At 60.2% G+C, this 23,451-nt stretch carries 14 protein-coding genes and 1 other RNA gene; 8 read left to right on the top strand and 7 right to left on the bottom strand.

The genetic code is table 11. From position 1 onward, the window contains the following. Positions 1-151: 151 nt before the first annotated feature. Complete coding sequence (locus tag AB5Y67_RS06255) at positions 152-2,248, bottom strand: ATP-binding protein (RefSeq protein WP_019446540.1); 2,097 nt, start codon at positions 2,246-2,248, stop codon at positions 152-154. A 31-nt stretch (positions 2,249-2,279) separates the two neighbouring features. Further along, positions 2,280-3,464: an FIST signal transduction protein gene (locus AB5Y67_RS06250; protein ID WP_368207581.1), complete on the bottom strand. Its 1,185-nt coding sequence runs from the start codon at positions 3,462-3,464 to the stop codon at positions 2,280-2,282. Positions 3,465-3,577: 113 nt separating this feature from the next. On the opposite strand from AB5Y67_RS06250, the gene yvcK reads away from it, so the two are divergent. Beyond that, positions 3,578-4,492 (top strand): uridine diphosphate-N-acetylglucosamine-binding protein YvcK, encoded by a 915-nt coding sequence (yvcK, locus tag AB5Y67_RS06245; protein ID WP_040065206.1) that lies wholly within the window; start codon positions 3,578-3,580, stop codon positions 4,490-4,492. A 39-nt stretch (positions 4,493-4,531) separates the two neighbouring features. On the opposite strand, the gene AB5Y67_RS06240 is transcribed toward yvcK, so the two are convergent. The 3 genes from AB5Y67_RS06240 to lpcA all read right to left on the bottom strand — a co-directional run bounded on the left by AB5Y67_RS06240 (position 4,532) and on the right by lpcA (position 6,711). Then, a complete protein-coding gene (locus tag AB5Y67_RS06240; RefSeq protein ID WP_005353511.1) occupies positions 4,532-4,867 on the bottom strand; it encodes an Hpt domain-containing protein in 336 nt (111 codons plus the stop codon). A 291-nt stretch (positions 4,868-5,158) separates the two neighbouring features. After that, positions 5,159-5,968: a class II glutamine amidotransferase gene (locus tag AB5Y67_RS06235; RefSeq protein ID WP_005334483.1), complete on the bottom strand. Its 810-nt coding sequence runs from the start codon at positions 5,966-5,968 to the stop codon at positions 5,159-5,161. Between the two features lie 164 nt (positions 5,969-6,132). Beyond that, positions 6,133-6,711 (bottom strand): D-sedoheptulose 7-phosphate isomerase, encoded by a 579-nt coding sequence (gene lpcA / locus AB5Y67_RS06230; protein ID WP_005334485.1) that lies wholly within the window; start codon positions 6,709-6,711, stop codon positions 6,133-6,135. A 255-nt stretch (positions 6,712-6,966) separates the two neighbouring features. Here lpcA and fadE point away from each other — a divergent pair, with 255 nt between their 5' ends. Together fadE and AB5Y67_RS06220 are read left to right on the top strand one after the other, a co-directional pair. Then, entirely contained in the window at positions 6,967-9,423 is a 2,457-nt protein-coding gene (fadE, locus tag AB5Y67_RS06225) for an acyl-CoA dehydrogenase FadE (protein WP_199427278.1), read from the top strand. A 179-nt stretch (positions 9,424-9,602) separates the two neighbouring features. Next, entirely contained in the window at positions 9,603-10,877 is a 1,275-nt protein-coding gene (locus tag AB5Y67_RS06220; RefSeq protein ID WP_325793613.1) for an amidohydrolase, read from the top strand. Between the two features lie 81 nt (positions 10,878-10,958). On the opposite strand, the gene AB5Y67_RS06215 is transcribed toward AB5Y67_RS06220, so the two are convergent. Together AB5Y67_RS06215 and AB5Y67_RS06210 are read right to left on the bottom strand one after the other, a co-directional pair. Next, on the bottom strand, positions 10,959-11,306 hold the full coding sequence (locus tag AB5Y67_RS06215) for an RnfH family protein (RefSeq protein ID WP_005353535.1): 348 nt from the start codon (positions 11,304-11,306) through the stop codon (positions 10,959-10,961). Next, a complete protein-coding gene (locus AB5Y67_RS06210) occupies positions 11,299-11,733 on the bottom strand; it encodes an SRPBCC family protein (protein WP_005334496.1) in 435 nt (144 codons plus the stop codon). The genes AB5Y67_RS06215 and AB5Y67_RS06210 overlap by 8 nt, the downstream gene beginning before the upstream one ends. A 169-nt stretch (positions 11,734-11,902) precedes the next feature. Here AB5Y67_RS06210 and smpB point away from each other — a divergent pair, with 169 nt between their 5' ends. The 5 genes from smpB (at position 11,903) to fdhF (ending at position 23,346) form a co-directional block, all read left to right on the top strand. Beyond that, the gene (gene smpB, locus AB5Y67_RS06205; protein ID WP_005334498.1) at positions 11,903-12,391 is read left to right on the top strand and encodes an SsrA-binding protein SmpB; all 489 of its coding nucleotides are present in this window, start codon (positions 11,903-11,905) and stop codon (positions 12,389-12,391) included. 166 nt (positions 12,392-12,557) lie between these two features. Continuing rightward, positions 12,558-12,917: a transfer-messenger RNA gene (gene ssrA / locus AB5Y67_RS06200) on the top strand. A 288-nt stretch (positions 12,918-13,205) separates the two neighbouring features. Beyond that, on the top strand, positions 13,206-17,450 hold the full coding sequence (locus AB5Y67_RS06195) for a transporter substrate-binding domain-containing protein (RefSeq protein ID WP_199427279.1): 4,245 nt from the start codon (positions 13,206-13,208) through the stop codon (positions 17,448-17,450). Further along, positions 17,443-18,654: an EAL domain-containing protein gene (locus AB5Y67_RS06190; RefSeq protein WP_005353540.1), complete on the top strand. Its 1,212-nt coding sequence runs from the start codon at positions 17,443-17,445 to the stop codon at positions 18,652-18,654. Before AB5Y67_RS06195 ends, AB5Y67_RS06190 begins: the two co-directional genes overlap by 8 nt. Before the next feature lie 501 nt (positions 18,655-19,155). Further along, complete coding sequence (fdhF, locus tag AB5Y67_RS06185) at positions 19,156-23,346, top strand: formate dehydrogenase subunit alpha (protein WP_199427280.1); 4,191 nt, start codon at positions 19,156-19,158, stop codon at positions 23,344-23,346. Positions 23,347-23,451: the final 105 nt, after the last annotated feature.

The raw sequence follows: 23,451 nt of genomic DNA, 5'->3' as shown, positions 1-23,451 counted from the left end.
GCCGCTGCGCTAAACGGCCAAAATTGAACACAAAAGAGTCCCAAAAAAGTTGGCACAGATTTTTCATATAGATTGATACAACCCGATTTATCCCGTGCTCTCTTCAGTATTTGCTGAAGAACTGGTCAACCCACAAAGTTGACCATTTTTTTTATCCGCGCGTCGGCAACCGCTGACCAAAGTGACGCTGCAAACACTCTCTCAACCGTGACAAGGTGATAGGCTTGGCGAGAAAGTCATCCATCCCCTGCGCCAGACAGCACGCCTTGTCCTCCGCCATCGCATTGGCCGTCAGGGCAACGATTGGCATAGTGCATCCCAACTCACGCAAGCGTCGGGTCGCTTCCAGCCCGTCCATCAGGGGCATCCGCATATCCATCAGGATCAGATCCGGGAGCTGCTCATCCACCTGCGCCAGCGCCTCCAGACCATTGGCTGCCAGCCGTACCTTGCCCACCAGTTTTTGCAGCATCAGCGACACCACCAACTGGTTCACCGGGCTGTCCTCCACCACCAGCACATCCAGTGGCAGCAGTGCCGAAGCCCCCTCCTCCCGCTGCGGCTGGCTATGGCAAGGCAACGCCATGCCAGGCAGTTCGAACCAGAAACAGCTTCCCTTGCCTGGCTCGCTCTTCAGGTGGATCTCTCCCCCCATAAGCGTCACCAGACGTTTGCTGATGGCAAGACCGAGGCCAGTACCGGAAAAACGCCGGGTGGCCGAGTTGTCGACCTGGGAGAAGGGTTCAAACAGCAGCGCCTGATCCGCATCGGCGATCCCGATCCCGGTGTCGGAGACCGAGATCAGCAGCTTCTCATCCTGCCAACCCAGGTGCAGAGTCACCTGCCCCTGCTCGGTAAACTTGAGGGCGTTGTCCAGCAGATTGCCCATCACCTGTGACAAACGCATCGGATCCCCCTGCAACTCCCGGGGAACCGACTCATCGACCCGATAAACCAGCGCGATCCCCTTGGCGGTCGCGCGAGCTTGCAGCGGCTCGACCAGAGATTGGCAAAGCTGGACGGGTTGCAGGGTCTCGCAGTGAAACACCAGGGTTTGCGACTCGATTTTCGAAAAATCGAGCACGTCGTCGATGATGGTTTGCAGCAATCTGGCCGAGTGGGTGGCATGGCGCAGCAGGCTCTGTTGCTCCGGCGCCAGCTCGGCATGCTGCACCAGATCGAGCATCCCCAACACCGCATTCATGGGCGAACGGATCTCGTGGGTCATCATGGCGAGAAACTGGGACTTGGCACGGTTGGCCGCTTCGGCCTCATCCCGTGCCCGCGCCAGCTCCTCTTCCCTACGGATCTGGTTGCTGATATCCCGGGCAGTGCCGCGATAACCGATAAACAGGCCATCATGGTCAAAGCAGGGCTCGGCGCTCACCTCCATCCAGCAGGGGCCGTGTTGCAGCGCAACCTGCATCCGCACCCCTCGCACCGGCTGGCGCAGCGCCAAAAGCTGCAGGTATTTCTGGGCATCGCAGCTCTGCTTGTTGCAGACGTAGTCATAGAGGGTCGGCCGGGTCGCCTGCGGGGTCATCTCATCCAGATAACCCGGCTCTGAGGCATAACTGAGGCGATGCTCGGCATCTGTCTCCCAGAACCAGTCAGAGGCCATGGCGGCGAAGCTGCGAAAACGGCGTTCGCTGGCCTGCAGCGCTTCGGTTTTTACCGCGACCTGCTCCTGCAAGCGGGCCCGATAGGTGATGTTGACCAGCGCTTGGGCGATAAGCGGACGGCAACGCTCCATGGCGGCCTTGCTGGTGAGATCGAAGGTGCCCGCCCGAGCGTGGCGGCAGATGAGGGTGGCGGTAAAACCGGGGGCCTGCAGCCCGGTCAGCATCACGCTGGCCCAGCCCGGCTCACTCGCCAGCGGCGCAAGCTCAGGGAGCTGGGCGGGATCGTAAATCACCAGGGTTTCACCCGAGATGGCGCGGGCAAATGCCGGGGTCATGCGCCAACTGCGGGCTGATAGCATTGGCTCGGTACTGAGGTGGGTACTTCCCTGCTCCCCTTCCCAGGCCACCACATCAGCGTGCTCAAAGCCGATAAAGGGTTTGAGCACCTGGATAAGGCTCTCCAGCACCTGCTCCAGCGTCTTGGCATCGGCGAGGGTGGCAACGCCCCCCAGCAGAGTCTGAGACTCGTGACGATACTTGGCCTCGCGCTCGCGGCAACGCATAAGGTCGACCAGCGTGGTCTGCAATTTGTCGCCGAGGGCTTCCAGTTCACTGTTGCCAATCATCTTGTTGCCTGCTCTGTTATGTTCTGCCGACTCAACGGGTCAGGAAAATCACGCTCGATACCATCAGGTTGCCGTGGGCCAGCTCGCCATTGGGCAGCCGCCCCTGCTCGCCGAAAGTAAAGGGGGTGATAAAGGGGATCTTGCCGAGGCGAGCCTGGCTCTGCTCGACAAATTGGCACAACATATCACCTAGCGCCAAACGGCAACCAGCACAAAAGATGATGAGCGCGCCGATAGGCTGCAATTCCACATCGACCCCATACCCTGGCTCGACGCGCATGGCATTGAGGCTGCGCTGCAACAACCCTTCCTGACTGCTGTACATCAACAGCAGACGCTCCCCTTGCACCACATCGGTAAAGAGCCGCAGCCCGCCCTGTTCGGTCACAGCTTCGGGATGGGAGAGTTTGTAGTAAGGAATGCCATCCAGTGCTCCCACCTGACGAGCTAGCGGGGTGAGCGTGGTCTCCCGCAAAATCGCCCCCACCGGCCAGGGCTGCTCGCGCCCGCACCAGCGGGCATAGACCTCGGCGGCAGGCTGATGATCGATGGTGAGTACCTCCCGCCCGTTGCAGGTGGTGATCTCGCCGCTGAATTCGGCAGGCACATAGCCCGAATGAAACTGAAAGGCCAGCTGGCAATCAGGATAGAGCACCGCCAGACCGATGCCATCCTGGGCCACCGCCTCATCCCAGCTGAGTTGCCAGTCACCGCTGACGCTGCTATCAGCCGCAGATCCACCGACCACCGGCACCGAGGCACCGAGTTCGGCCTCGATACCGGCCAGCAGCCCCTCTTCCTTACCGGGACTGGCATGAAACAGGATCAGCTGGGGCAGCTCGCCCGGCCGACCACAGTCGCTCATGGCTCGGCGCAGCAACTGCCGCACATCCACCCCGTCACCGCTGGCACCGGCTACCCCGAATGCCCCTTTCTCATCGTACAGAGCAGCAACGGCCAGCCCATATCCGTCTCGGGCGTGGTGTCCCATCTCGGTCATGACACCACCGCAAGAGCTGCACCCAAGCAGGCGGGTCGTCGGGAACTGGCGTTTGAGCACGTCGCGCAGTATCGCCCCCTCATGGGCTTGGGTAAAATAGAGTAACAGCAGGGAGGGGGCCTGATCGGCATGGTGGCGCAGCTGCGCGCAGATATCTTGGGCCGCCAGCGATGAATTCTGGGCGAGGGAGTGAACGGTCAGAAATTTCAACACCATCTCCTTGTTTTATCGAATGGCTGCCTCAAGCAAAAATCATACCTTTATCAAACAATTATCTCGCTTCGCTTGCTAACATAGCGGTCAACTGAGACCAATAACAGGACGCCCATATGTGGCAAAAAAACATCAATGACTTCGATCGGGTCGTTGCCATCGGTGGTGGCCATGGCATGGGACGAGTGCTTTCGTCCCTCTCGTTTCTCGGTCAACGGCTCACCGGCATCGTCGCCACCACAGATGATGGTGGCTCGACCGGACGCCTGCGCAAGAGTCAGGAGTGCATCGCCTGGGGCGATCTGCGCAACTGCCTGAACCAGCTGGTGACCGATCCCAGCATCGGCAGCCTGTTGTTCGAGTACCGCTTCGCCGGCAAAGGCGAGCTGGCGGGCCACAACCTTGGCAACTTGATGCTGCTGGCGCTCGATAATCTCTGTGTCCGTCCTCTTGATGCTATCAAGCTGATCAGTGACATGCTCAAAATCGAGTCACAATTGCTACCCATGTCTGAATTTCCCACCGATCTCTGCGCCCATATGGAGTGTGGCACCCAGATCCTGGGAGAGGTATCCATCGATCAACTGGCAACACCGCCCCTCTCCCTCGGCCTGATGCCGGAAGTGCAAGCGACCCGGGAAGCGGTGCTGGCATTGCAGCAGGCGGACATGATCATTCTGGGGCCGGGCAGTTTTCTCACCTCCATCATGCCGCCACTGCTGCTGGCCGAGATCGCCCAGGCCATCAACGAGAGCAGCGCCATGCTGGTTTTCGTCTGCAATCTGGTGGCGGAGAACGGTCCTGCCAGCCAGCTGGATCTGATGAGTCAGTGTCGCTGGCTGGAGTCCCGGGTCGGTCAGGGTCGGCTGGATGCCATCCTGGCCCCACAGGGCGCGAGTGATGCGGGGGACTGGCAAGGGCGTGTGATCGAAGCCGAGCTGGGCGAGCTTGAGCTGCCCCATCGGCACGATCGGTTGAAGCTGAAACTGGCGCTGGACCGGATCATCCAGCAACTGCTCAACCAGCGTTAGGCAACGGTCACGGCGCCCCGGCATCCCTGCATGGCGCCGTTACTGATAATCGGCAAGAAACGCGAGCACCTGAGGCAAGGAGGCCTCCAGCAGTTGCAATTGGCGCTCAGCCTCGGCCACATCGGCCTGCTTGCTGGCCATCTCCAGCGCCATCACCTGCTGATAGCTCGGCATGGCGCCGTAGCTGCCACAGGATGATTTCATGCTGTGCGCCACCCGAGCCAGCGCCTCCCACTCTCCCTGTTCATAGAGGGGTCTGAGCTGACTCAGCTGCTCGCCCACCTCTTCAATAAAGACTGCGATGACCACGGGCAGCATATCCGGACCGATATCCTCTGCCAGCTGCTGCAACACCTTGCGATCCACCCACTCCATGCGAGGCTCCTCCAGAACGGTATTCAAACAGACCATACTATAGATAGTTTTCGATGTCGTGGCTCACGACCAAGCTGTGATGAAGCACCCGATTGGATGGCTCAGGGAATAAAGTGGCAAAAAATGTGATCAGTATCGAAATAGCGATGCTGAAACGCCCGTCAAGACAACAACTTGATTGCCACAAATTAACAATTGATCAACACTCAATGCCGTCAGAGTGATGATGCTCAGCAACACCTCTCATCCCTTTTGCCTTTTATGGCTGCTGCGAAGAACCAGGGTAGGTATCTACCCTGGTATTTTTTTATCTTGCTCAAACGCGACCTGGTTGGTCGCCACCCGCTCCCCCATGCGAAACAGATTGAATTCGCCGGGCGCCATTTTGACCCAATTCTCATTGCCGGTCAGCGGACGGGTGGTGATCAGGGTCACCACATCGTTGGGGGTGGTCTCCCTTTGAAAGTCGATCACCACCTCCTCATCCAGCAAACTAGCCTCGCCAAAGGGCGCACAGCGAGTCAGCCAGTGCAGGTTGTTGCTGCAGTAGCTCATCACATATTCCCCGTCCGAGAGCAGCATGTTGAACACTCCGAACGCTCTGAGCTCGTCACACAGGGTAGCGAGATAGCGAAACATGGCGGGAAAGTTGGCTGGACGCTTGGGATATTTTTGCTCTAGCCTGTCGAGCAGCCAGCAGAAGGCGTGCTCGCTGTCGGTATCCCCTACCGGACGGTGGCGACCGGTTGGCAGCTTCTTGTAACCGGTCAGCTGACCGTTGTGAGCGAAGGTCCAGTAACGGCCCCACAGCTCACGGGTAAAGGGGTGGGTATTTTCCAGTGACACGCAGCCACGGTTGGCCTGCCGAATGTGGCTGACCACGGCGCAGCTCTTGATGGGCAGCGCCTGTACCAGTCTGGCGATGGGAGATTGGGCGCTGGGCTCGGGATCCTTGAAGGTACGAAAGCCCTTCCCCTCGTAGAAGGTGATCCCCCAGCCATCCTTGTGGGGCCCGGTCTTGCCGCCGCGCAGCATCAACCCGGTAAAGCTGAAGCAGATATCGGTCGGCACATTGGCACTCATGCCGAGCAGTTCGCACATATCCGGCAGACTCCTTTCATGATTTGGCTTGTGTCATGTTCGACCAGCACGCTGGTTCGACAGACAGCAGGGGAAGGCGCAATCCCTTCCCCTGTGACTGGCAACAACCGGCAGATGGCGAACCATGCTACCGGCGCAGCCCTTATCTGGTAGTTATGGCCTGATTACTTGGCCATCTCTTTTTCGACCAGCTGGATCAGGATGTGGATGACCTTGATGTGCACTTCCTGAATACGGTCGGCATAGCCAAAGTGCGGCACGCGGATCTCGACATCCGCCAGACCTGCCATCTTGCCGCCATCCTTGCCGGTCAGGGCGATCACTTTCATCCCTTTGGCGCGGGCAGCCTCGATGGCTTTCAAGATATTGCCGGAGTTGCCGCTGGTGGAGATGCCAAGCAGCACGTCGCCACGGCGGCCGACCGCTTCTACGTAGCGGGAGAATACATAGTCATAGCCAAAGTCGTTGGAGACGCAGGAGAGGTGGCTCGGATCAGAGATGGCGATACCGGCATAACCCGGGCGGTTCTCGCGGTAACGACCGGTCAGCTCTTCGGCGAAGTGCATGGCGTCACAGTGGGAGCCACCGTTGCCACAGGAGAGCACCTTGCCCTCTTCTTTGAAAGAGTCGGCCAGCAGTTTGGCGGCCGCTTCGATGTTTTTCAGGTTCTGCTCATCAGCCAGGAAGGCCTGCAGCACGCTGGCAGCTTCGGTCAGTTCATTGCGGATCAATTCTTGGTACATGATGTCTCTTCCACTGTTTTTAGTGTGCGTGTAGATCGCGGCTATTCTCGCACAAGCGAATCGCACAGTCGCCCCCCTGCGAGCCACAGCGCTGGCGGCGCGTGAGCGTTATGGGGATCACAGAGAGAAGGTAATGAAGATGTAAACAGCTTGATAACTTTGTGCGTATGAATTACAACAGGGGCCATATCCAACAGGTCAGACCTCTGGATCAGTTACGCCACGTTGGCAACCTAACCACGCAAGGAGCAAGCAATGACGACGACCCTCACTCTGCTCGGGGTGATCCTGGTTATCGGAGCCCTGGCCTATCGCCGGGCATCCCTGTTCATCTCCACCCTGGTCACCGGCGCCGCCCTGGTGCTTGGCACCATCTATGGTCATGTGCCCTTGCTGGTATGGGCGCTGTTCGCGGTGATTGCCATCCCGCTCAATCTGGTGGAATTTCGCCGCAATCAAATAACCAAGCCGCTGTTCAAGATCTACAAATCGATCATGCCGGAAATGTCCCGCACCGAGAAAGAGGCGATTGAAGCGGGCACCACCTGGTGGGAAGCCGATCTGTTCGCGGGCAACCCGGACTGGAAAAAACTGCATGCCATCCCGGTCAGCGCCCTCTCTGCCGAAGAGCAGGCCTTTATGGATGGCCCGGTCGAGGAAGTGTGCCGCATGGTGAGCGACTGGGAAGTGACCCACGAGCGCGCGGATCTCTCCCCCGAGGTGTGGCAATACCTGAAGGACAACAAGTTCTTCGCCATGATCATCAAGAAGAAATATGGCGGTCTGGAGTTCTCGGCCTACGCCCAGTCCTGTGTCCTGCAAAAGCTGTGCGGTGCCAGCGCCGTGCTCGCCTCCACCGTTGGCGTACCCAACTCGCTGGGCCCGGGCGAACTGCTGCAACACTATGGCACTGACGAGCAGAAAGATTACTACCTGCCCCGCCTGGCGGTAGGCAAAGAGATCCCCTGCTTCGCCCTGACCAGCCCGGAGGCAGGTTCGGACGCCGGTTCCATCCCCGACTTCGGTATCGTCTGCAAGGGCGAGTGGGAAGGCAAAGAGGTGCTCGGTATGCGCCTCACCTGGAACAAGCGCTACATCACGCTCGCCCCTATTGCTACCGTACTGGGTCTGGCCTTCAAACTGCGTGACCCCGAGCACCTGCTGGGTGAAGAGGAAGAGCTCGGCATCACCTGTGCGCTGATCCCGACACACATCAAGGGGGTCGGCATCGGCCGTCGCCACTTCCCGCTCAACGTGCCGTTCCAGAACGGCCCGACCCAGGGCAAGGATGTGTTCGTCCCGCTCGATTTCATCATCGGTGGCCCGGCCATGGCCGGTCAGGGCTGGCGCATGCTGGTCGAGTGTCTGTCGGTCGGTCGCGGCATCACCTTGCCCTCCAACAGCACAGGTGGCGTCAAGATGCTGGCCCTGGCGAGCGGCGCATATAGCCGCATCCGTCGCCAGTTCAAGCTGCCCATCGGCAAGATGGAAGGGATTGAAGAGCCGCTGGCCCGCATCGGTGGCAATGCCTACATCATGGGCGCCGCAGCCAACCTGACCGTGACCGGCATCGACCTTGGCGAGAAGCCCTCGGTCATCTCCGCCATCGTCAAATACCACCTCACCGACCGTGCCCAGAAGTGCATCATCGATGCCATGGACATCCACGGTGGCAAGGCCATCTGCATGGGCCCCAACAACTATCTGGCCCGTGGCTATCAGGGTGCCCCCATCGCCGTTACGGTGGAAGGGGCCAACATCCTGACCCGCAGCATGATCATCTATGGTCAGGGCGCTATCCGCTGCCACCCGTATGTACTGCCGGAGATGCTGGCTGCCAGCCACCCCGACAAGGAGCAGGCGCTGAAGGATTTCGACAAGGCGGTATTCAGCCACGTCGGCTTTGCCATCAGCAACCTGGTACGCAGCTTCTGGCTGGGTGTGACCGGCGCTCGCTTTGCCGCGGCCCCTTACAAGGATCAGACCAAGGGCTACTACCAGCAGCTCTCCCGCCTCTCGGCCAACCTGGCGTTCCTGTCAGACATGGCGATGGGCACCCTGGGTGGCGAGCTCAAGCGCAAGGAGCGGGTCTCCGCCCGCCTTGGCGACGTATTGAGCCAGCTCTATCTGGCCTCCAGCGCCCTCAAGCGCTATCAGGACGAGGGACGCCAGCAGGCCGACCTGCCGCTGCTGCACTGGGCTCTGCAAGATGCCATGTTCAAGGCACAAGAGGCGATCGACGAGCTGCTGCGCAACTTCCCGAACCGCTGGATTGGCCTTGCCCTGCGCGCCGTGGTATTGCCGCTGGGTCGTGACCTGAACCGTCCGTGCGACAAGCTGGACCAACAGGTTGCCCGTCTGCTGCAAACCCCGAGCGAGACCCGCAGCCGCCTGGCCAAGGGCCAATACCTGACTCGCGAAGAGGGCAACCCCTTCGGTCTGCTGGAGCAGGCGCTCGATGACGTGCTGGCCGCCGAGCCGCTGTTCGAGAAAGTCTGCAAGAGCGATGGTATCAAGCGCCCCTTCATGGCGCTGGACAAGGTGGCCGACATCGGCCTGGCCGCTGGCGTACTGGCCCAGAGCGAAGCCGAGCTGCTGCGCCGCGCCGAGGTAAGTCGCCTGCGCACCATCAACGTCGATGATTTTGATCCCATCGATCTGGTGGCCAACAAGAAGCTGTTTGAAGCCTCCGCTTACCATCACGCGGCCTGATAACCAGCTATCGACAACGCCTCCCTTGTGGAGGCGTTTTTTATGGGCGCTCGCCACTATTCACGGCCCGAACAGCCACCACTTGCACTCACAGCTCCCCCGACCAGCTGCAGTCCCCGTGTGGTCAGCCGGGAAAAAAGGCACAATAGCCGACAAATCGAATCACCAAGGAAGCCAAGATGACCCTTGAGCACCTGATCCTGTGGCGCCGTGACCTGCACCGCCTGCCGGAAGCCGCCTGGAAAGAGTTTCGCACCACCAGCCTGATTGCCCACCACCTGAGCGAGCTCGGTTATCGCATCGTGCTCGGCGACAAGCTGCTGGCCAGCAATCTGATGATGGGGCGCGATGTGGATGTGGCGGCCGAGAAGGCTCGCGCCCGCCGTCAGGGAGCCCATCCCGACTGGCTGGAGCGGATCGGCGATGTCACTGGCCTGATGGGGGAGCTGGATACCGGCCGTCCCGGTCCGACCCTGGCCTTTCGCTTCGATATCGACGCGGTGGAGGTGGAAGAGTCCGACGCTGAACAACACCAACCGCAGCAGGAGGGCTTCGCCTCCCACAACAAGGGGTGGATGCACGCCTGCGCTCACGATGGCCATACCGCCATCGGCATGGGGCTGGCCAGCAGCCTGATGGCGATGAAAGAGCAGCTGTGCGGTCGCATCAAGCTCTTCTTCCAACCCGCCGAAGAGGGGTGTCGCGGTGGCAAGGCGCTGGCTGCCGGTGGTGCACTCGATGACGTGGATGCCCTGCTCTCGCTCCATATCGGCATTCACGCTGGCAGCGGCGAGCTGGTGATCAACCCCACCGAGTTTCTCTGCTCCACCAAGTTCGACATCCACTTTATGGGCACCGCCGCCCACGCGGGGCTCGAACCCAATGCCGGCAGCAATGCGCTGGCAGCCGCCTGCATGGCCACCACCGCCATGCTCGGCATTCCCCGCCACCGAGACGGCATGACCCGCATCAACGTCGGCCAGCTTCACGCTGGCAGCGGCCGCAACGTCATCCCCGATCATGCCGAGCTGCGCGGTGAGACCCGCGGCGCCGACAGCGCGCTCAACGACTACATGTTCAGTCAGGTACAGCGCATCGTCGAAGGTACCGCCCTCGCCCACGGTGTCACCTATCGCATCATCAAGCAGGGTGAGGCCATTGCCCTCGACAACAGCCCAGCACTGCAGGCCGAGCTGGCGGCGCTGGCCCGCAAGCAGGGGCTCGCCACCATCCAGACTCGCCGCTTTGGCGCCAGCGAAGATGCCGGTTTTCTGATGGAGCGGGTGCAAAAGCAGGGGGGCGAAGCGGCTTACCTCATCCTAGGGGCCGATCTGGCGGCGCCGCACCATCACAACGAATTCGATTTCGATGAGCGGGTGATGCAAAGCGGGGTCGAGCTGCTGGCCGCCTGGGCACGCGCACGGCTGGGTGTGGCAGAAGCAGCCCTCTCTTGATATCCCCTCGGCCAGCTCACCGGCTAACGGGAGCAAAAAAAGGCGCCTCGGCGCCTTTTTTCTGCAAGAAAAACCTGAGCGCTACTCGCGGTGCTTGCGATGCACATCCGGGCGACCACCGGTCACGCTATCGGCTCTCCCCTCCTCTTTGGCCTTCTCGGCCCGCTTTTTGCGCATCTCGCGGGGATCGGCGATGAGCGGGCGGTAGATCTCGATACGATCGCCGTCGTGCAGCGGCTCGCTCCCTTTCACCGGGCGGCTGTAGATACCGAACTTGTTGACCGCCAGATCGATCTCGGGGTGTTTTTGCACGATGCCGGACTGCTCGATGGCCGCCAGCACGCAGGTCTCGGGCGCCACCCGCAGGGCAATCACCGTCTGCTGCTGCGGCAAGGCATAGACAACCTCGATATTGAGCTGGTCAGACACCGTATACCTCCTTCGCCCGGTTGGAGAAGGCGGAGACCATGGAGCTCACCAGATCGCGGAATACCTGACCAAAGGCCACCTCGATGAGCTTGGAGGTAAACTCGAAATCGAGATCGAACTCCACCTTGCAGGCATCCACATCAAGCGGGGTAAAGGTCCACCAGCCCGCCAGCTTGCGGAACGGGCCATCCACCAGCTCCATCCTGATCTGGCGGTTCACATCCAGCTGATTGCGGGTAGTAAAGGTCTTGGCAATCCCCGCCTTGGCCACATCGACCGACGCCATCATGTAGTCATCGCCAGCCTCGTGGACACGGCTGCCGACACAGCCGGGCAAAAACTGCGGATAGGCATCCACATCGTTAACCAACTTGAACATCTGTTCTGCACTGAACATCACCAGGGCACTGCGCGTAATTCGGGGCATGGCTTTTCCTCATCCAATCGGCGCGATTTTATCACCATGTTTGGGGTTGTGGAGGTAAAACCTCAGCCAAACCGCTCAGAAAGCCACCACTTGACCTGCTGCGCGTTTTACAGCCGTCCCTGCCTACGTATAATACGAGCCTCCTAGTCATTGCCGGAAATCGCCCGTCATGAGCAAAAAAAACAGTAAAAACAAAGCCGGGTCCAGCACCATTGCACTCAACAGAACCGCGCGCCACGAATACTTCATCGAAGAGAAGATCGAAGCGGGTCTGTCCCTGCAAGGGTGGGAAGTCAAATCCCTGCGGGCGGGCAAGGCCAACATCAGCGAAGCCTATGTCATCTTCCGCGATGGCGAGGCCTATCTGTTCGGCTCCAGCTTCCTGCCACTGCAAGCGGCCTCCAGCCATGTGGTATGTGACCCAACCCGCACCCGCAAACTGCTGCTGAGCCGTCGTGAACTCGACAAGCTCGAAAGCCTGATTGCCCGTCAGGGCTACACCATAGTTCCCCTCGCCCTCTACTGGAAACAGTGCTGGGTCAAGGTCGAGATCGGCCTGGTGAAGGGCAAGAAAGAGCACGACAAGCGCGAAGATACCAAGGCCCGCGAATGGGATCGGGAAAAAGCTCGCATCATGAAGAACAAGCATCGCGGCTAACCTGCGACTGGCAGGATCAGAACGCCAGTTCACCTTCCCCCAGCGCAGTTGGCTCTTCAGGCTCAGCTGCGTACAATAAATCGGCAAACAGACTGGCTGCCAGAGGGAATGGGTATCAACGCCTTGCTATGACAGCATTTTTGCGTACAATCGCAATTAACAACTTGGGGCTGATTCTGGATTCGACAAGATTCACGAAACCCAAGGTGCATGCCGAGGTGCGGTAGGCCTCGTTAATAAACCGCAAAAAAATAGTCGCAAACGACGAAAACTACGCACTAGCAGCTTAATAACCTGCATAGAGCCCTTCTACCCTAGCTTGCCTGTGTCCTAGGGAATCGGAAGGTCATCCTTCACAGGATCGTGTGGAAGTCCTGCTCGGGGCGGAAGCATTAAAACCAATCGAGCTAGTCAATTCGTGGCGTGTCTCTCCGCAGCGGGTTGGCGAATGTAAAGAGTGACTAAGCATGTAGTGCCAAGGATGTAGTAATTTTGGACGGGGGTTCAAATCCCCCCAGCTCCACCAAACGTTTGGAAAGGGCCACCTCGCAAGAGGTGGCCCTTTTTATTTGTCCATGTTGTTTACCGATATCAAACTGGTTGGATTTTTTTCCAATATCCCCCCTAGAACTGGCCTTTGGCAAAAAATCAGGCGCATCACCGCGCAGGCTTTATCATCAGGTTGCCATCCCGGTACTAGCCGGACTCACAGCCGCACAGTGGCATGTCGTGGCCCAATATTGAGTAAATTGAAGTTGGCCGCTGCATTTTAATGCACTTACAATATGCGCCCAATTCTGTTGGATTCCTTCTGATGCTCCGCCAATGTGATCGTCTATTCCTGTTTCTCCTGCTACTGCTCTGGGGCGTGGCGGCACACGCCATTACCAGTCTGAATGAAGACGAGTTTGATCTGTCTGAGCGCGCCTGGCTGTCATCACACCAAGAGCTGGTCATCGGCATGCCGATGATGGGTGACCCTCCATACAGCTATAAGGATGCAGATCAACGCTTTACCGGCCCAGTCCCCGACATTGCGCAGCAGATTGCCAGAACGCTCGGGTTGACCCTGCGCTACAAGGTTTACCCCTCCTACGTGGATGCGCTGACCGGGCTTGACCACGGCGCAATCGACATACTGGTGAACGACCAGCCAAGCGAACAATGGCGATCCAATATTGTCTCCCTCCCGTTTTTGCTCTCCATGCCGCGCGGCGTACTGCTCAACAATGGCAAAACGAAGTTGTCACGACAGGATGCCCATGGTTTGCACTGGGTCTGTGTCACGGGAGTCAATGCTTGCAGTGAATTGAAAAAACTGGGATTTCTCCGTGTGACCGAGGCCGAGAGTCGCGGCGAAGCAGCCTTTATGCTCAAAAAGCACATGGCTGACGCCTATCTTGCCGACATGCCGTCACTGGTGATGGTGAAAGATCAGCACCCCAAGGCTGGCTTCACCATTGCCACTCCGGAATGGGTAAGCGGCACGTCTCTCTCCATCAATATGCACAAGAGCGACCCGGCACTGGTCAGCCTGGTGAGCAAGGCATTCAACGAGATACCGGTTGAAGATCGTCGTCATATGCTGGCAGCTACCACGACTAGCCAACATGCGGACTCAGGAGCGGTGAAGTCTGTGCAGTTTACCCCTGAGGAGCAGGAGTGGCTCAACCAGCATCCTGAGCTAACTTACGGCGTCTCTCCGGACTGGACCTCCATGAGCGAATTCAATTACCGGGGCAGGCTGGTCGGTTATGTGGCGGACCTGATGGCGCTGATGCAGCAAGTCTCCGGGCTGAAGTTCTCTCTGGTTCGCACCAATAGCTGGGGTGAAACCCAGAATATGCTGAAGCTGCGGCAGATCGATTTTATTCCGGCCATCTCCCCCAACCACGACCGCGGCCAGTTTGCGCTGTTCACCCCCGGCTATCTGTTTGTCGATCGGGTCGTTATTGCCCCCAAACGCAGTGCCGATATCACCGATCTCTCACTGCTGCGAGGGAAACGGGTCGGCATGGTGCATGGCTCGCTGGATAAAGATCTACTGACCCACATCGGCGCCCATCCGGTAGAGGTCAACAATGACAACCGCTTGCTGGAGCTGCTGGACACGGGCGATGCCGACTACGTGATGGTCACCCTGCCATCCATCAACAAGCGGGTGAGCGAAAGCTATCAGGTGGTCTATGCCGGCAAAGACTTGCGCCTGCCGGTCGCCATGGCCACGCGCAAAGATCCCATGCTGCAGCGGATCCTTACCAAGGTGCTTTATTCGATACCGCCGGAGGAGCTCAATAAAGTGGAGAGACGCTGGCTCTCCATGAGCGTGCAGACCGGCATCAATAACGAAACAGTGCTGTTCTGGTTCGTAATGAGCGGCGCGGCAGCCACCCTGCTGTTTACCCTGTTCTGGGCCTGGAACCGTACCTTGAAACGGGAGATCGTGCAGCGACAACGGGCCGAGAAGACGCTCAATGAACAGTTGGTGTTCGTCCAGACCCTGCTCGACTCCCTGCCCAATATGGTGGCGCTGCGGGATCGCGATCATCGCCTGACCCTCAGCAACCGGGCATACCGCGAGCTGTTTGTCGGTGATGGGGAAGAAGGTGATCGCTGGGGCTATATGACCGAGGACGAGCGGCAACAGATGTTGCGCGAGGAGCGTGCGGTCTGGGAAACCGGCGAGATCTTCCAAGGATCGGGTTATACCCAGCGCGAGGGGGATGTTCCCCTTCACGTGGTCTACGTCAAGTTGCCCTATCGCGCAGCAGACGGCGAGATTCAGGGGGTGCTGACGGTATTGACCGATGTCAGTGCCCTCAAGGCCGCCGAAAACAAGGTGCGGGAAGTGGAGGGCAGGCTGCGGGATATCACCGACAGCATGCCGGGTCTGGTTTATCAATATCTCTGGCAAGGAGCTGGCAAGGGGAAATTCCTCTATCTGTCCCAAGGCGCCAGCGACATTCTCGGGATGACCCACCAAGAGTTGATGGCAGCCGAGTCTGGCGGCGTGATCCTCGGCTTGAACGATGAGGCTCTGGCAGCCTTTATCGATAAGGTGGCCAAACATGCGCAAACCCTTGAGCCGCTCGATATGGAGGTGCTGGTGCCCTCTGTTCAGGGGGAGCGCTATATTCAGATCCGCGGCAACTTTGTGGCGCAACAGGGCCATGATCGCCTGCTCAACGGCGTGGTGCAGGACATCACCGCCATCAAGCAACAGGAGCATGAGCTGCGTGAGGCGCGCGCCGCGGCCGAGCAGGCGATGCAGGCGCGCAGCCTTTTTCTGGCCACCATGAGCCATGAGTTGAGAACCCCCATCTCGGGCATGCACGGCATGCTGGAACTGCTGCGCATGAGCGAGCTCAATGATGACCAGCGCTATCTGCTGCGCAATGTGGAGAGCTCTGCCAACCACCTGCTCTATCTGGTCAACGATATCCTCGACTTTTCCAAAATCGAGGCGGGTCAGCTGCACCTAAATCCCCAATCCTGCCGTCTGCAACCTGTGGTGTGCGACGTGATCCGCGGCCATGCCGCACTGGCCTACAGCAAGGGGCTGAAGGTCACGCTCCAGTGGGAGGATCAACTCCCCGACCTGGCCGATATCGATCCGGTCAGAGTGGGCCAGGTGGTTTCCAATCTGCTCAACAATGCGGTGAAGTTCACCGAACAGGGCGCCATTTCGATCCAGGCCAGCTATCACTACCAGCAGCTGATTATCGCGGTGACAGATACTGGCATCGGCATCGCCGAAGAGAAGCAAGCGCTGCTCTTTACCCCGTTCGAGCAGGTGGAATCCGATATCAATCGCCGCTTTGGTGGCACCGGTCTGGGCCTGGCCATCTGTGATCAGCTGGTGAAGAAGATGGGCGGCACCCTGACGGTCAAGAGCCAGCTCGGTGAAGGGGCCTGTTTCCGCTTCAGCATCCCGCTGCTCAATGGCCTGTGGGAACCACCCGCACTGGCGGGCAGCGAATGGTGGTGGCTGGGTAGCGATGCCGCCTTGCAGGCCACCATGGCACGGCTCGGCGCCCGGTTGACCCCCCTCGATATCCACCAGCTCACCGCCGATCTCGACGGCCTGCTGTTGGCGGAAGAGGCCGCGCTGGAGTCCAGCATGGGGAGCGATTGGCACTCCTTGCTGCAGTCCGGCACTCTCAAGGGGGTCATCCTCTCCCCCCGCGAAGCGTTGCGGGGACGCATGGGCTCGGAGAACTGGTGGCGCCTCGGCCAATCCCCCCTCTATCCCGATCTGTTGGTCGAAAGCTGCCGCGAACTGATCACCGGGCGAGCCGTGACCACCCATGCCGCCAGCATCGAAAAACTGGGCGGGCGGGTGCTGGTCGCCGATGACCATCTGGTCAATCGCGCCCTGCTGACCCGTCAGCTGGCGATTCTGGGAGTGGAGTGCGAGGTAGTGGAAGATGGCGAGAAGGCGTTGCGCGCCTGGCAAACCCGGAATTTCGCCCTGCTGATCACCGACTGCCACATGCCGCACATGGATGGCTACACCCTGACCCGCCACCTGCGGGAACAAGGGGAGCAAGCCCCCATCATCGGCGTCACTGCCGATACCTCGGAGGAAGCGGCAGCCAATATGACGGCAGCCGGCATGAACGACATGCTGTACAAACCCTATTCGCTGGAGTCACTGCGCCAGATGCTGCTGCGGTGGTTGCCCGCGACTACGATCACAGAGAGAGTGCCCGCACGACAGGCCATCAATCTCGACATGATCGGTCGCTGGCAAGATCTGTTTGGCGATGAAGGGATTGCCAAAAGCATGGCAAGGGAGTATCTGGCCTCCAACCGGAAAGATTGCCACGCTATGATGAGCGCGCTCTCCTCCGATGATAGCCAGGAGCTGGTGGAGATCGCCCACCGCATCAAAGGGGCAGCCAGAATGGTCGGGGAGCTCTCCCTGGCCGAGCAGGCGGCGCAACTGGAATCGGCGGCCCGCCTCAAACAGTTTAGCGAGCTCGCGCTGCTGACACAGAGAGTGGAAGAACAGATGAACAATATTGAACGTGAAATGGGATTGTGGCTCGATGAGTAGAACGGCAGACGAGTTGGTCATCATGGTGGTCGAGGATCACGGGTTTCAACGCAAGACCCTGATGCACCAGATCCGGGCGCTCGGTTATCAGCAACTGCTGGAGGCCGCAGACGGCATCGAAGCCCTGGCGCTGTGCCAGAGCCACACTGTCGACATCCTGTTCTGCGATCTGCGGATGCCCGGCATGGATGGCATGGCGCTGCTGCGCCGCCTCTCGCTGGGTGGCTTTCGGGGCGGCATCATCCTCTCCAGCGCGCTGGAAGATGACGTGGTGGAGGCCGTGCTGCGCATGAGCGCGGCCTATGGTCTCCATGTGCTGGGTCGCATCGAGAAACCCTCCAGCCCGCAGCGGCTGCGCCAGTTGATCGACTCCTGGGCACCCAAGTCGGCCCCCTCGGGCAAGGACGATGGCCTCGTCCTCTCGGTGGACGAGCTCAAACGCGCCCTCGACAACGACCAGCTGTTGCCATGGTATCAACCCAAGGTCGGCTTTGCGTCCGGCCAGTGGGTGGGGATGGAGGCGCTGGCCCGCTGGCAGCATCCGGAATACGGGCTGATCTCCCCCGGCATGTTTATCCCGCTGGCGGAAAACAACGGCCTTATCGATCAGCTGACCGATGTCATCATCAACAAGTCGCTGCAGGATTGCCATCTGTGGGGGCAGACCGGTCTCTCCCTCAATCTGTCGATGAATCTCTCAACCACCTCGCTGATTGAGGGAGATCTCTGCCACTTCCTGATCAACCAGTGCCAGCGCTGGGGCGTCAATCCCGAGCTGATCACCCTGGAGGTGACCGAAAGCTCGTTTGTCGAGGATATCGGCAAGGCACTGGAGGTGCTGACCCGGCTGCGGATGCACGGCTTTGGCCTCTCCATCGATGACTTCGGCACCGGCTACTCCTCGATGCAGCAGCTGGCGCTGCTGCCCTTTACCGAGCTCAAACTTGATCGATCTTTTGTCGATCGCTGCTATGCCGACCCCTCCCGTCTGGCCATCATAGAGTCGAGCATCGAGCTGGCCCGCAAGCTAGGGCTGAAATCAGTCGCCGAAGGGGTGGAAGATGTGCAGACCTGGCAACTGCTGGCCAAGCTAGGGTGCGATATCTGTCAGGGCTTCTTCACCGCCCGCCCGATGCCGCGCAGCGAACTGCAGCACTGGCACCAGATCTGGCAAGCCCGACTGCCGACCCTGATATCCGGCTGATATCCTGCGACCACCCCTTCGGGCCAACAGGGCACCGACCGGCAACGTGAATGGCCGCCTTGGAAAAGGTGGCCATTTTCTTTATCTAGGACTCGCCACTCACGCATGTCCGCCCCCTATCCAGCAGCCGTCTATCCAGCCGAGTGCCTTCATCAAAGTCACCATTTATGCAAAATAAGTTGCATCACAAATGGTGCTACTGGCGGATAACGCCTATCGCGAGCGAGAGCTGCCTCTCTTCTACCAGACGCATCAACTGACAATAAAACAATGAATATCCTGCTTTAACAGAAATAGTTCTCAACGATGCGCCGTGCCGATGAGGTAGACAAGACAACCTGAAATCGTTTTCCCTTTTGAACAATAAGCTGTCTAAAATCAAATAAAGTTGTAAATAATCTTTGTTATGGTGAGCGTATAGCAAGCGGCCTCCCTGTCGCTTCCCCTGCTGGCTCCGCCAGATGCAGCATTTTCTGCGCCTTGAAAGCGAGTTATGACGCCATGATCACCATCACCCTCGATGGGGCTCAGTTGACGGTTGACCCGACCAGAACCCTGCTCCAGATAGCAAAACAGCACCAGATCGACATCCCCTCCCTGTGCGGTGACAACACCAGCGGCCCCAAGACACCCTGCGATCTCTGCGTGGTCGAGATTGCCGGTCTCGGCATCCTGCGCGCCTGCGAGACGCGCCCCGAGGCAGGGATGGTGATCACGACGCAAAGCGATGCCCTGCACGCACACCGCCAGCAGGCGCTCGGCCGCATCCTCGCAGATCACTACGCCGATTGCGAAGCCCCCTGCCAACGCGCCTGTCCGGCCGGGGTGGACATTCAATCCTATCTGCACCACATCGCCATGGGGGAGCATGAGGCGGCAATGGCCGTCATCAAGCAGACCCTGCCGATGCCCCTCTCCATTGGCCGGGTCTGCCCCGCTTTTTGTGAAGCGGAGTGCCGCCGCGCGCTGGTGGATGAGCCGCTGGCCATTCGTCAACTCAAGCGCCATGCCGCCGATCTCGATCTGGCCGAGGTCGCCCCCTATCAACCGACAATGAAACCCGCCAAGGGCAAGCGGGTGGCCATTATCGGCAGCGGCCCGGGCGGCCTGACCTGCGGTTACTATCTGGGTTACGAGGGGTTCGAGGTCGATCTGTTCGAGGCGATGCCCGAAGCGGGTGGTTGGCTGCGCTACGGCATCCCCGAATACCGGCTGCCCAAGGCGATCCTCGATCAGGAGATCGACCTGATGTGCCAGAGTGGCATGCGGATCCACACCCAGCAGCGACTGGGCCACCAGATCACCCTCTCGGCACTGTGCCGCGACTATGATGCGGTCTGTCTGGCGGTTGGCGCTTCCAAGGCGGTGCCGATGGATTACCCGGGCAGCACCCTGGCCGGTTGTTATCTCGGGGTCGATTACCTCAAGGATCGGATGCTGGCCAAGCGGCTCACCACCGGCAAGAGGGTTGCGGTGATCGGGGGTGGTAATACCGCGATCGACTGCGCCCGCACGGCGGTCAGGCTGGGCGCTGAAACCACCCTTATCTATCGCCGCACCCGCGCCGAGATGCCCGCCGAAGCCTACGAAATCGACGAAGCGGAGCAGGAAGGGGTGCGCTTTTTGATGCTCACCAATCCGGTAGAGAATCTGGCCGATGAGGCTGGTCGCGTCTGTCAGGTGCGCCTCGAGAAGATGGCTCTCGGCGAGCCGGACGCCTCCGGTCGCCGCCGCCCGGAGCCCACCGGTGAGTTCTTCCTTGAAGAATTTGATACCGTGATTGCGGCAGTGTCGCAGCAGCCGGATCTCAGCTTTATGGAAGGGGAGCCCCTCACCCTCTCCTTCACCCGCTGGCAGACGCTGGAGTCCCACCCCGAGACCATGCACAGCGGCCACGGCAACCTGTTCGCCATCGGCGATCTGCGCCGCGGGCCCGCCACCGCCATCGAGGCGGTCGCCGATGGCCGCAAGGCGGCGCTGGCCATCGATCAGTTCCTCCACGGTGACATGATCGACCCGGTGCGGCCCTTCAACGCCTGCAAGGCTCCCACACTCAAGCAGGTCGATCCCGCCCAGTTTGCTCACCTGAAAAAAGTCGCCCGCACCATCATGCCCCATCTGGCAGAGCAGGATCGCGAGGGCAGCTTTGCCGAGGTGGAGCGCGGTTTGAACGATGCCGATGCCCGCAGTGAGGCCAGCCGCTGCCTCGAGTGCGGCTGTCAGGCCAACACCGATTGCGCGCTACGCGACTACGCCACCGAATACAAGGTCGAGCAGAGCGCTCTCGATACCAGCCAGTGCCAGAAGTTTGCAGTGGATAACAGCAGCGAATTTATCGTGTTCGATGCCAACCGCTGCATTGGCTGCGGCCAGTGCGTGCAGGCCTGTGGTGAGCAGGCGGTGCAGGGGGTGCTGCGCTTTGCCAAGAACAACGATGGTACCCTCTCGAACCGGCCGCAGTTCGACACGGGACTCTCGATGGGCGACTCCCACTGCGTGCAGTGCGGCGCCTGCGTACAGGTCTGCCCCACCGGGGCCCTGGTGGATGCCCGCGACAAGTCGCAGGGGCGCACCGAACTGCTCACGCCGGTCAATACCATCTGCACCTACTGCGGGGTCGGCTGCGGTGTCACCCTCTACGTCGATGAGGCGCGCAACCGCATCCGCTATGTGGAGGGGAATCGCAACTCACCGGTCAATCAGGGGCTGCTCTGCGTCAAGGGACGTTTCGGCTTTGATTTTATCCAGAGCGAGGAGCGCCTCACCACCCCGCTTGTCCGCAAAGATGGCGAGCTGGTGCCCGCCAGCTGGCAGGAGGCCATCGCCCTGGTGGCCGAGCGTTTCACCGCCCTGCGCCAGCACTATGGCAGCGATGCGCTGGCGGGTTTCTCGTCAGCCAAAACCACCAACGAAGAGAACTACCTGTTCCAGAAGTTCATGCGACGGGAGCTGGGCACCAACAACGTGGATCACTGCGCGCGGCTCTGCCACGCCTCCACCGTTACCGGGCTGGAGGCGTCACTCGGCAGTGGCGCCATGACCAACGACATCCCGAGCATCGACCACTCGGACCTCATCTTCATCATCGGCTCCGACACATCGGCGGCTCACCCCATCATCGGCTCCCATATCAAGCGGGCCGTCACCACAGGCAAGGCACGGCTGGTAGTGGCCGATCCGAAACGGATCGAAATGGCGGACCACGCCAGCCTCTATCTGGCCAACCGTCCCGGCACCGACGTGATGCTGCTCAACGGCCTGATGCAGCAGATCATCCATAACAACTGGCACGACAAGGCCTATATCGCCGAGCGGGTGGAAGGGTTCGAGGCGCTGCAAGCGGAGGTGCTCTCCCCCGCCTATGCCCCGGACAAGGTGGCCCTCGTCACCGGCGTACCGGCCGAGCAGGTGATCGAGCTCGCCCGCCTCATCGGCACCGCCGAACGCACCGCCATCTACTACTCGATGGGGATCACCCAGCACACCACCGGCCACGACAACGTGCGCGCCATCGCCAACCTGCAACTGCTGTGCGGCAACATCGGCATCGAAGGGGGTGGCATCAACCCGCTGCGGGGCCAATCCAACGTGCAGGGCGCCTGTGACATGGGGGCGCTGCCCAACTGCCTGCCCGGCTATCAGAAGGTGGCCAACCCCGAGGTGCATGCCCGCTTCGCAACCGTCTGGCAGCAGCCAGACTTGCCGCGCACGCCCGGCCTTACCCTCACCGAGACCATCGATGCCGCCTGCGCGGGCAGCATCAAGGGGCTTTATGTGATGGGGGAAAACCCGGTGCTGAGCGATCCGGATCAACACCACGTCATAGAAGGGCTCAAGCAGCTGGAGTTTCTGGTGGTGCAGGATATCTTCCTCTCGGAAACCGCCCAGCTCGCCGATGTGGTGCTCCCCTCCTGCTCCTTTGCCGAGAAGAGCGGCCACTTCACCAACACCGAGCGGCGGGTGCAGCGCATCTCCCCCGCCCTCAAGGCGCCGGGTGACGCACGGGAGGATTGGTGGATCATCCAGCAGATCGCCAACGCCATGGGTGGCAACTGGCGCTATCAACACCCGCAGGAGATCACCGCCGAGATCTGCCGGGTCACCCCGCAATACGCCGGCATCCAGTGGGACAAGGTGGGTGTACAAGGGCTACAGTGGCCCTGCAACGACGCGGCGCCCGAAGGCACTCGCCTGCTCCACGGCAAGCAGTTCACCCGTGGCAAGGGGGAGATGGTCGCGACCCCGTTCCGCTATGCCGCCGAACTGCCCGACGAGACCTATCCCATCGTGCTCACTACCGGCCGCCTGCTGGAGCAGTTCCACACCGGCACCATGACCCGCAAGACCAAGGGGCTCGACAAGCTGGCTGGCCCGCGGGTGATGATGAGCGTGGCGGACGCCGAGCGGATGGGGATCAGCAACAGCGAGCAGGTAAAAGTCACCAGTCGCCGCGGCCATATAGAACTGCCCGCCTTCGTGACCAAACGGATGCAACCTGGCGTGGTCTTTATCCCGTTCCACTTTGCCGAAGCCCCAGCCAACCGGCTCACCATCAATGCCACCGACCCCCACGCCAAGATCCCCGAGTTCAAGGTGGCAGCGGTGCGCATCGACAAGCTGGAATCCCCGCCGCAAGCTGGAGAGCTCTCCATGCAGAAGGAGCCAGCCAAGCCAGGCATAGAGGTTGCCTGAGGGGAATAGCAAAACCTGAGTAACCGCCTACCGGGAGGGTTGGCCCGCTGCCCCTTCCTCCCTTGGTTTTGCGATAGCAAAAGAGGGATATGAGAAGGGGCCACC

Origin of the sequence: Aeromonas sp. s12 (assembly GCF_040907925.1) — a bacterium.
Lineage (GTDB): Bacteria > Pseudomonadota > Gammaproteobacteria > Enterobacterales > Aeromonadaceae > Aeromonas > Aeromonas veronii.
Note: the sequence above shows the minus strand (reverse complement) of the source record. Positions and strands in the feature narration are given on the sequence as shown.

What these genes read in the sequence shown, in the direction of transcription:
- fadE (WP_199427278.1), top strand. Translation starts at nt 6,967, where the DNA reads ATGACGACGACCCTCACTCTGCTCGGGGTGATCCTGGTTATCGGAGCC.
- AB5Y67_RS06210 (WP_005334496.1), bottom strand. Translation starts at nt 11,733, where the DNA reads ATGCCCCGAATTACGCGCAGTGCCCTGGTGATGTTCAGTGCAGAACAG.
- AB5Y67_RS06240 (WP_005353511.1), bottom strand. Translation starts at nt 4,867, where the DNA reads ATGGAGTGGGTGGATCGCAAGGTGTTGCAGCAGCTGGCAGAGGATATC.
- AB5Y67_RS06195 (WP_199427279.1), top strand. Translation starts at nt 13,206, where the DNA reads ATGCTCCGCCAATGTGATCGTCTATTCCTGTTTCTCCTGCTACTGCTC.
- smpB (WP_005334498.1), top strand. Translation starts at nt 11,903, where the DNA reads ATGAGCAAAAAAAACAGTAAAAACAAAGCCGGGTCCAGCACCATTGCA.
- AB5Y67_RS06255 (WP_019446540.1), bottom strand. Translation starts at nt 2,248, where the DNA reads ATGATTGGCAACAGTGAACTGGAAGCCCTCGGCGACAAATTGCAGACC.
- AB5Y67_RS06235 (WP_005334483.1), bottom strand. Translation starts at nt 5,968, where the DNA reads ATGTGCGAACTGCTCGGCATGAGTGCCAATGTGCCGACCGATATCTGC.
- AB5Y67_RS06250 (WP_368207581.1), bottom strand. Translation starts at nt 3,464, where the DNA reads ATGGTGTTGAAATTTCTGACCGTTCACTCCCTCGCCCAGAATTCATCG.
- AB5Y67_RS06190 (WP_005353540.1), top strand. Translation starts at nt 17,443, where the DNA reads ATGAGTAGAACGGCAGACGAGTTGGTCATCATGGTGGTCGAGGATCAC.
- AB5Y67_RS06220 (WP_325793613.1), top strand. Translation starts at nt 9,603, where the DNA reads ATGACCCTTGAGCACCTGATCCTGTGGCGCCGTGACCTGCACCGCCTG.
- yvcK (WP_040065206.1), top strand. Translation starts at nt 3,578, where the DNA reads ATGTGGCAAAAAAACATCAATGACTTCGATCGGGTCGTTGCCATCGGT.
- fdhF (WP_199427280.1), top strand. Translation starts at nt 19,156, where the DNA reads ATGATCACCATCACCCTCGATGGGGCTCAGTTGACGGTTGACCCGACC.
- lpcA (WP_005334485.1), bottom strand. Translation starts at nt 6,711, where the DNA reads ATGTACCAAGAATTGATCCGCAATGAACTGACCGAAGCTGCCAGCGTG.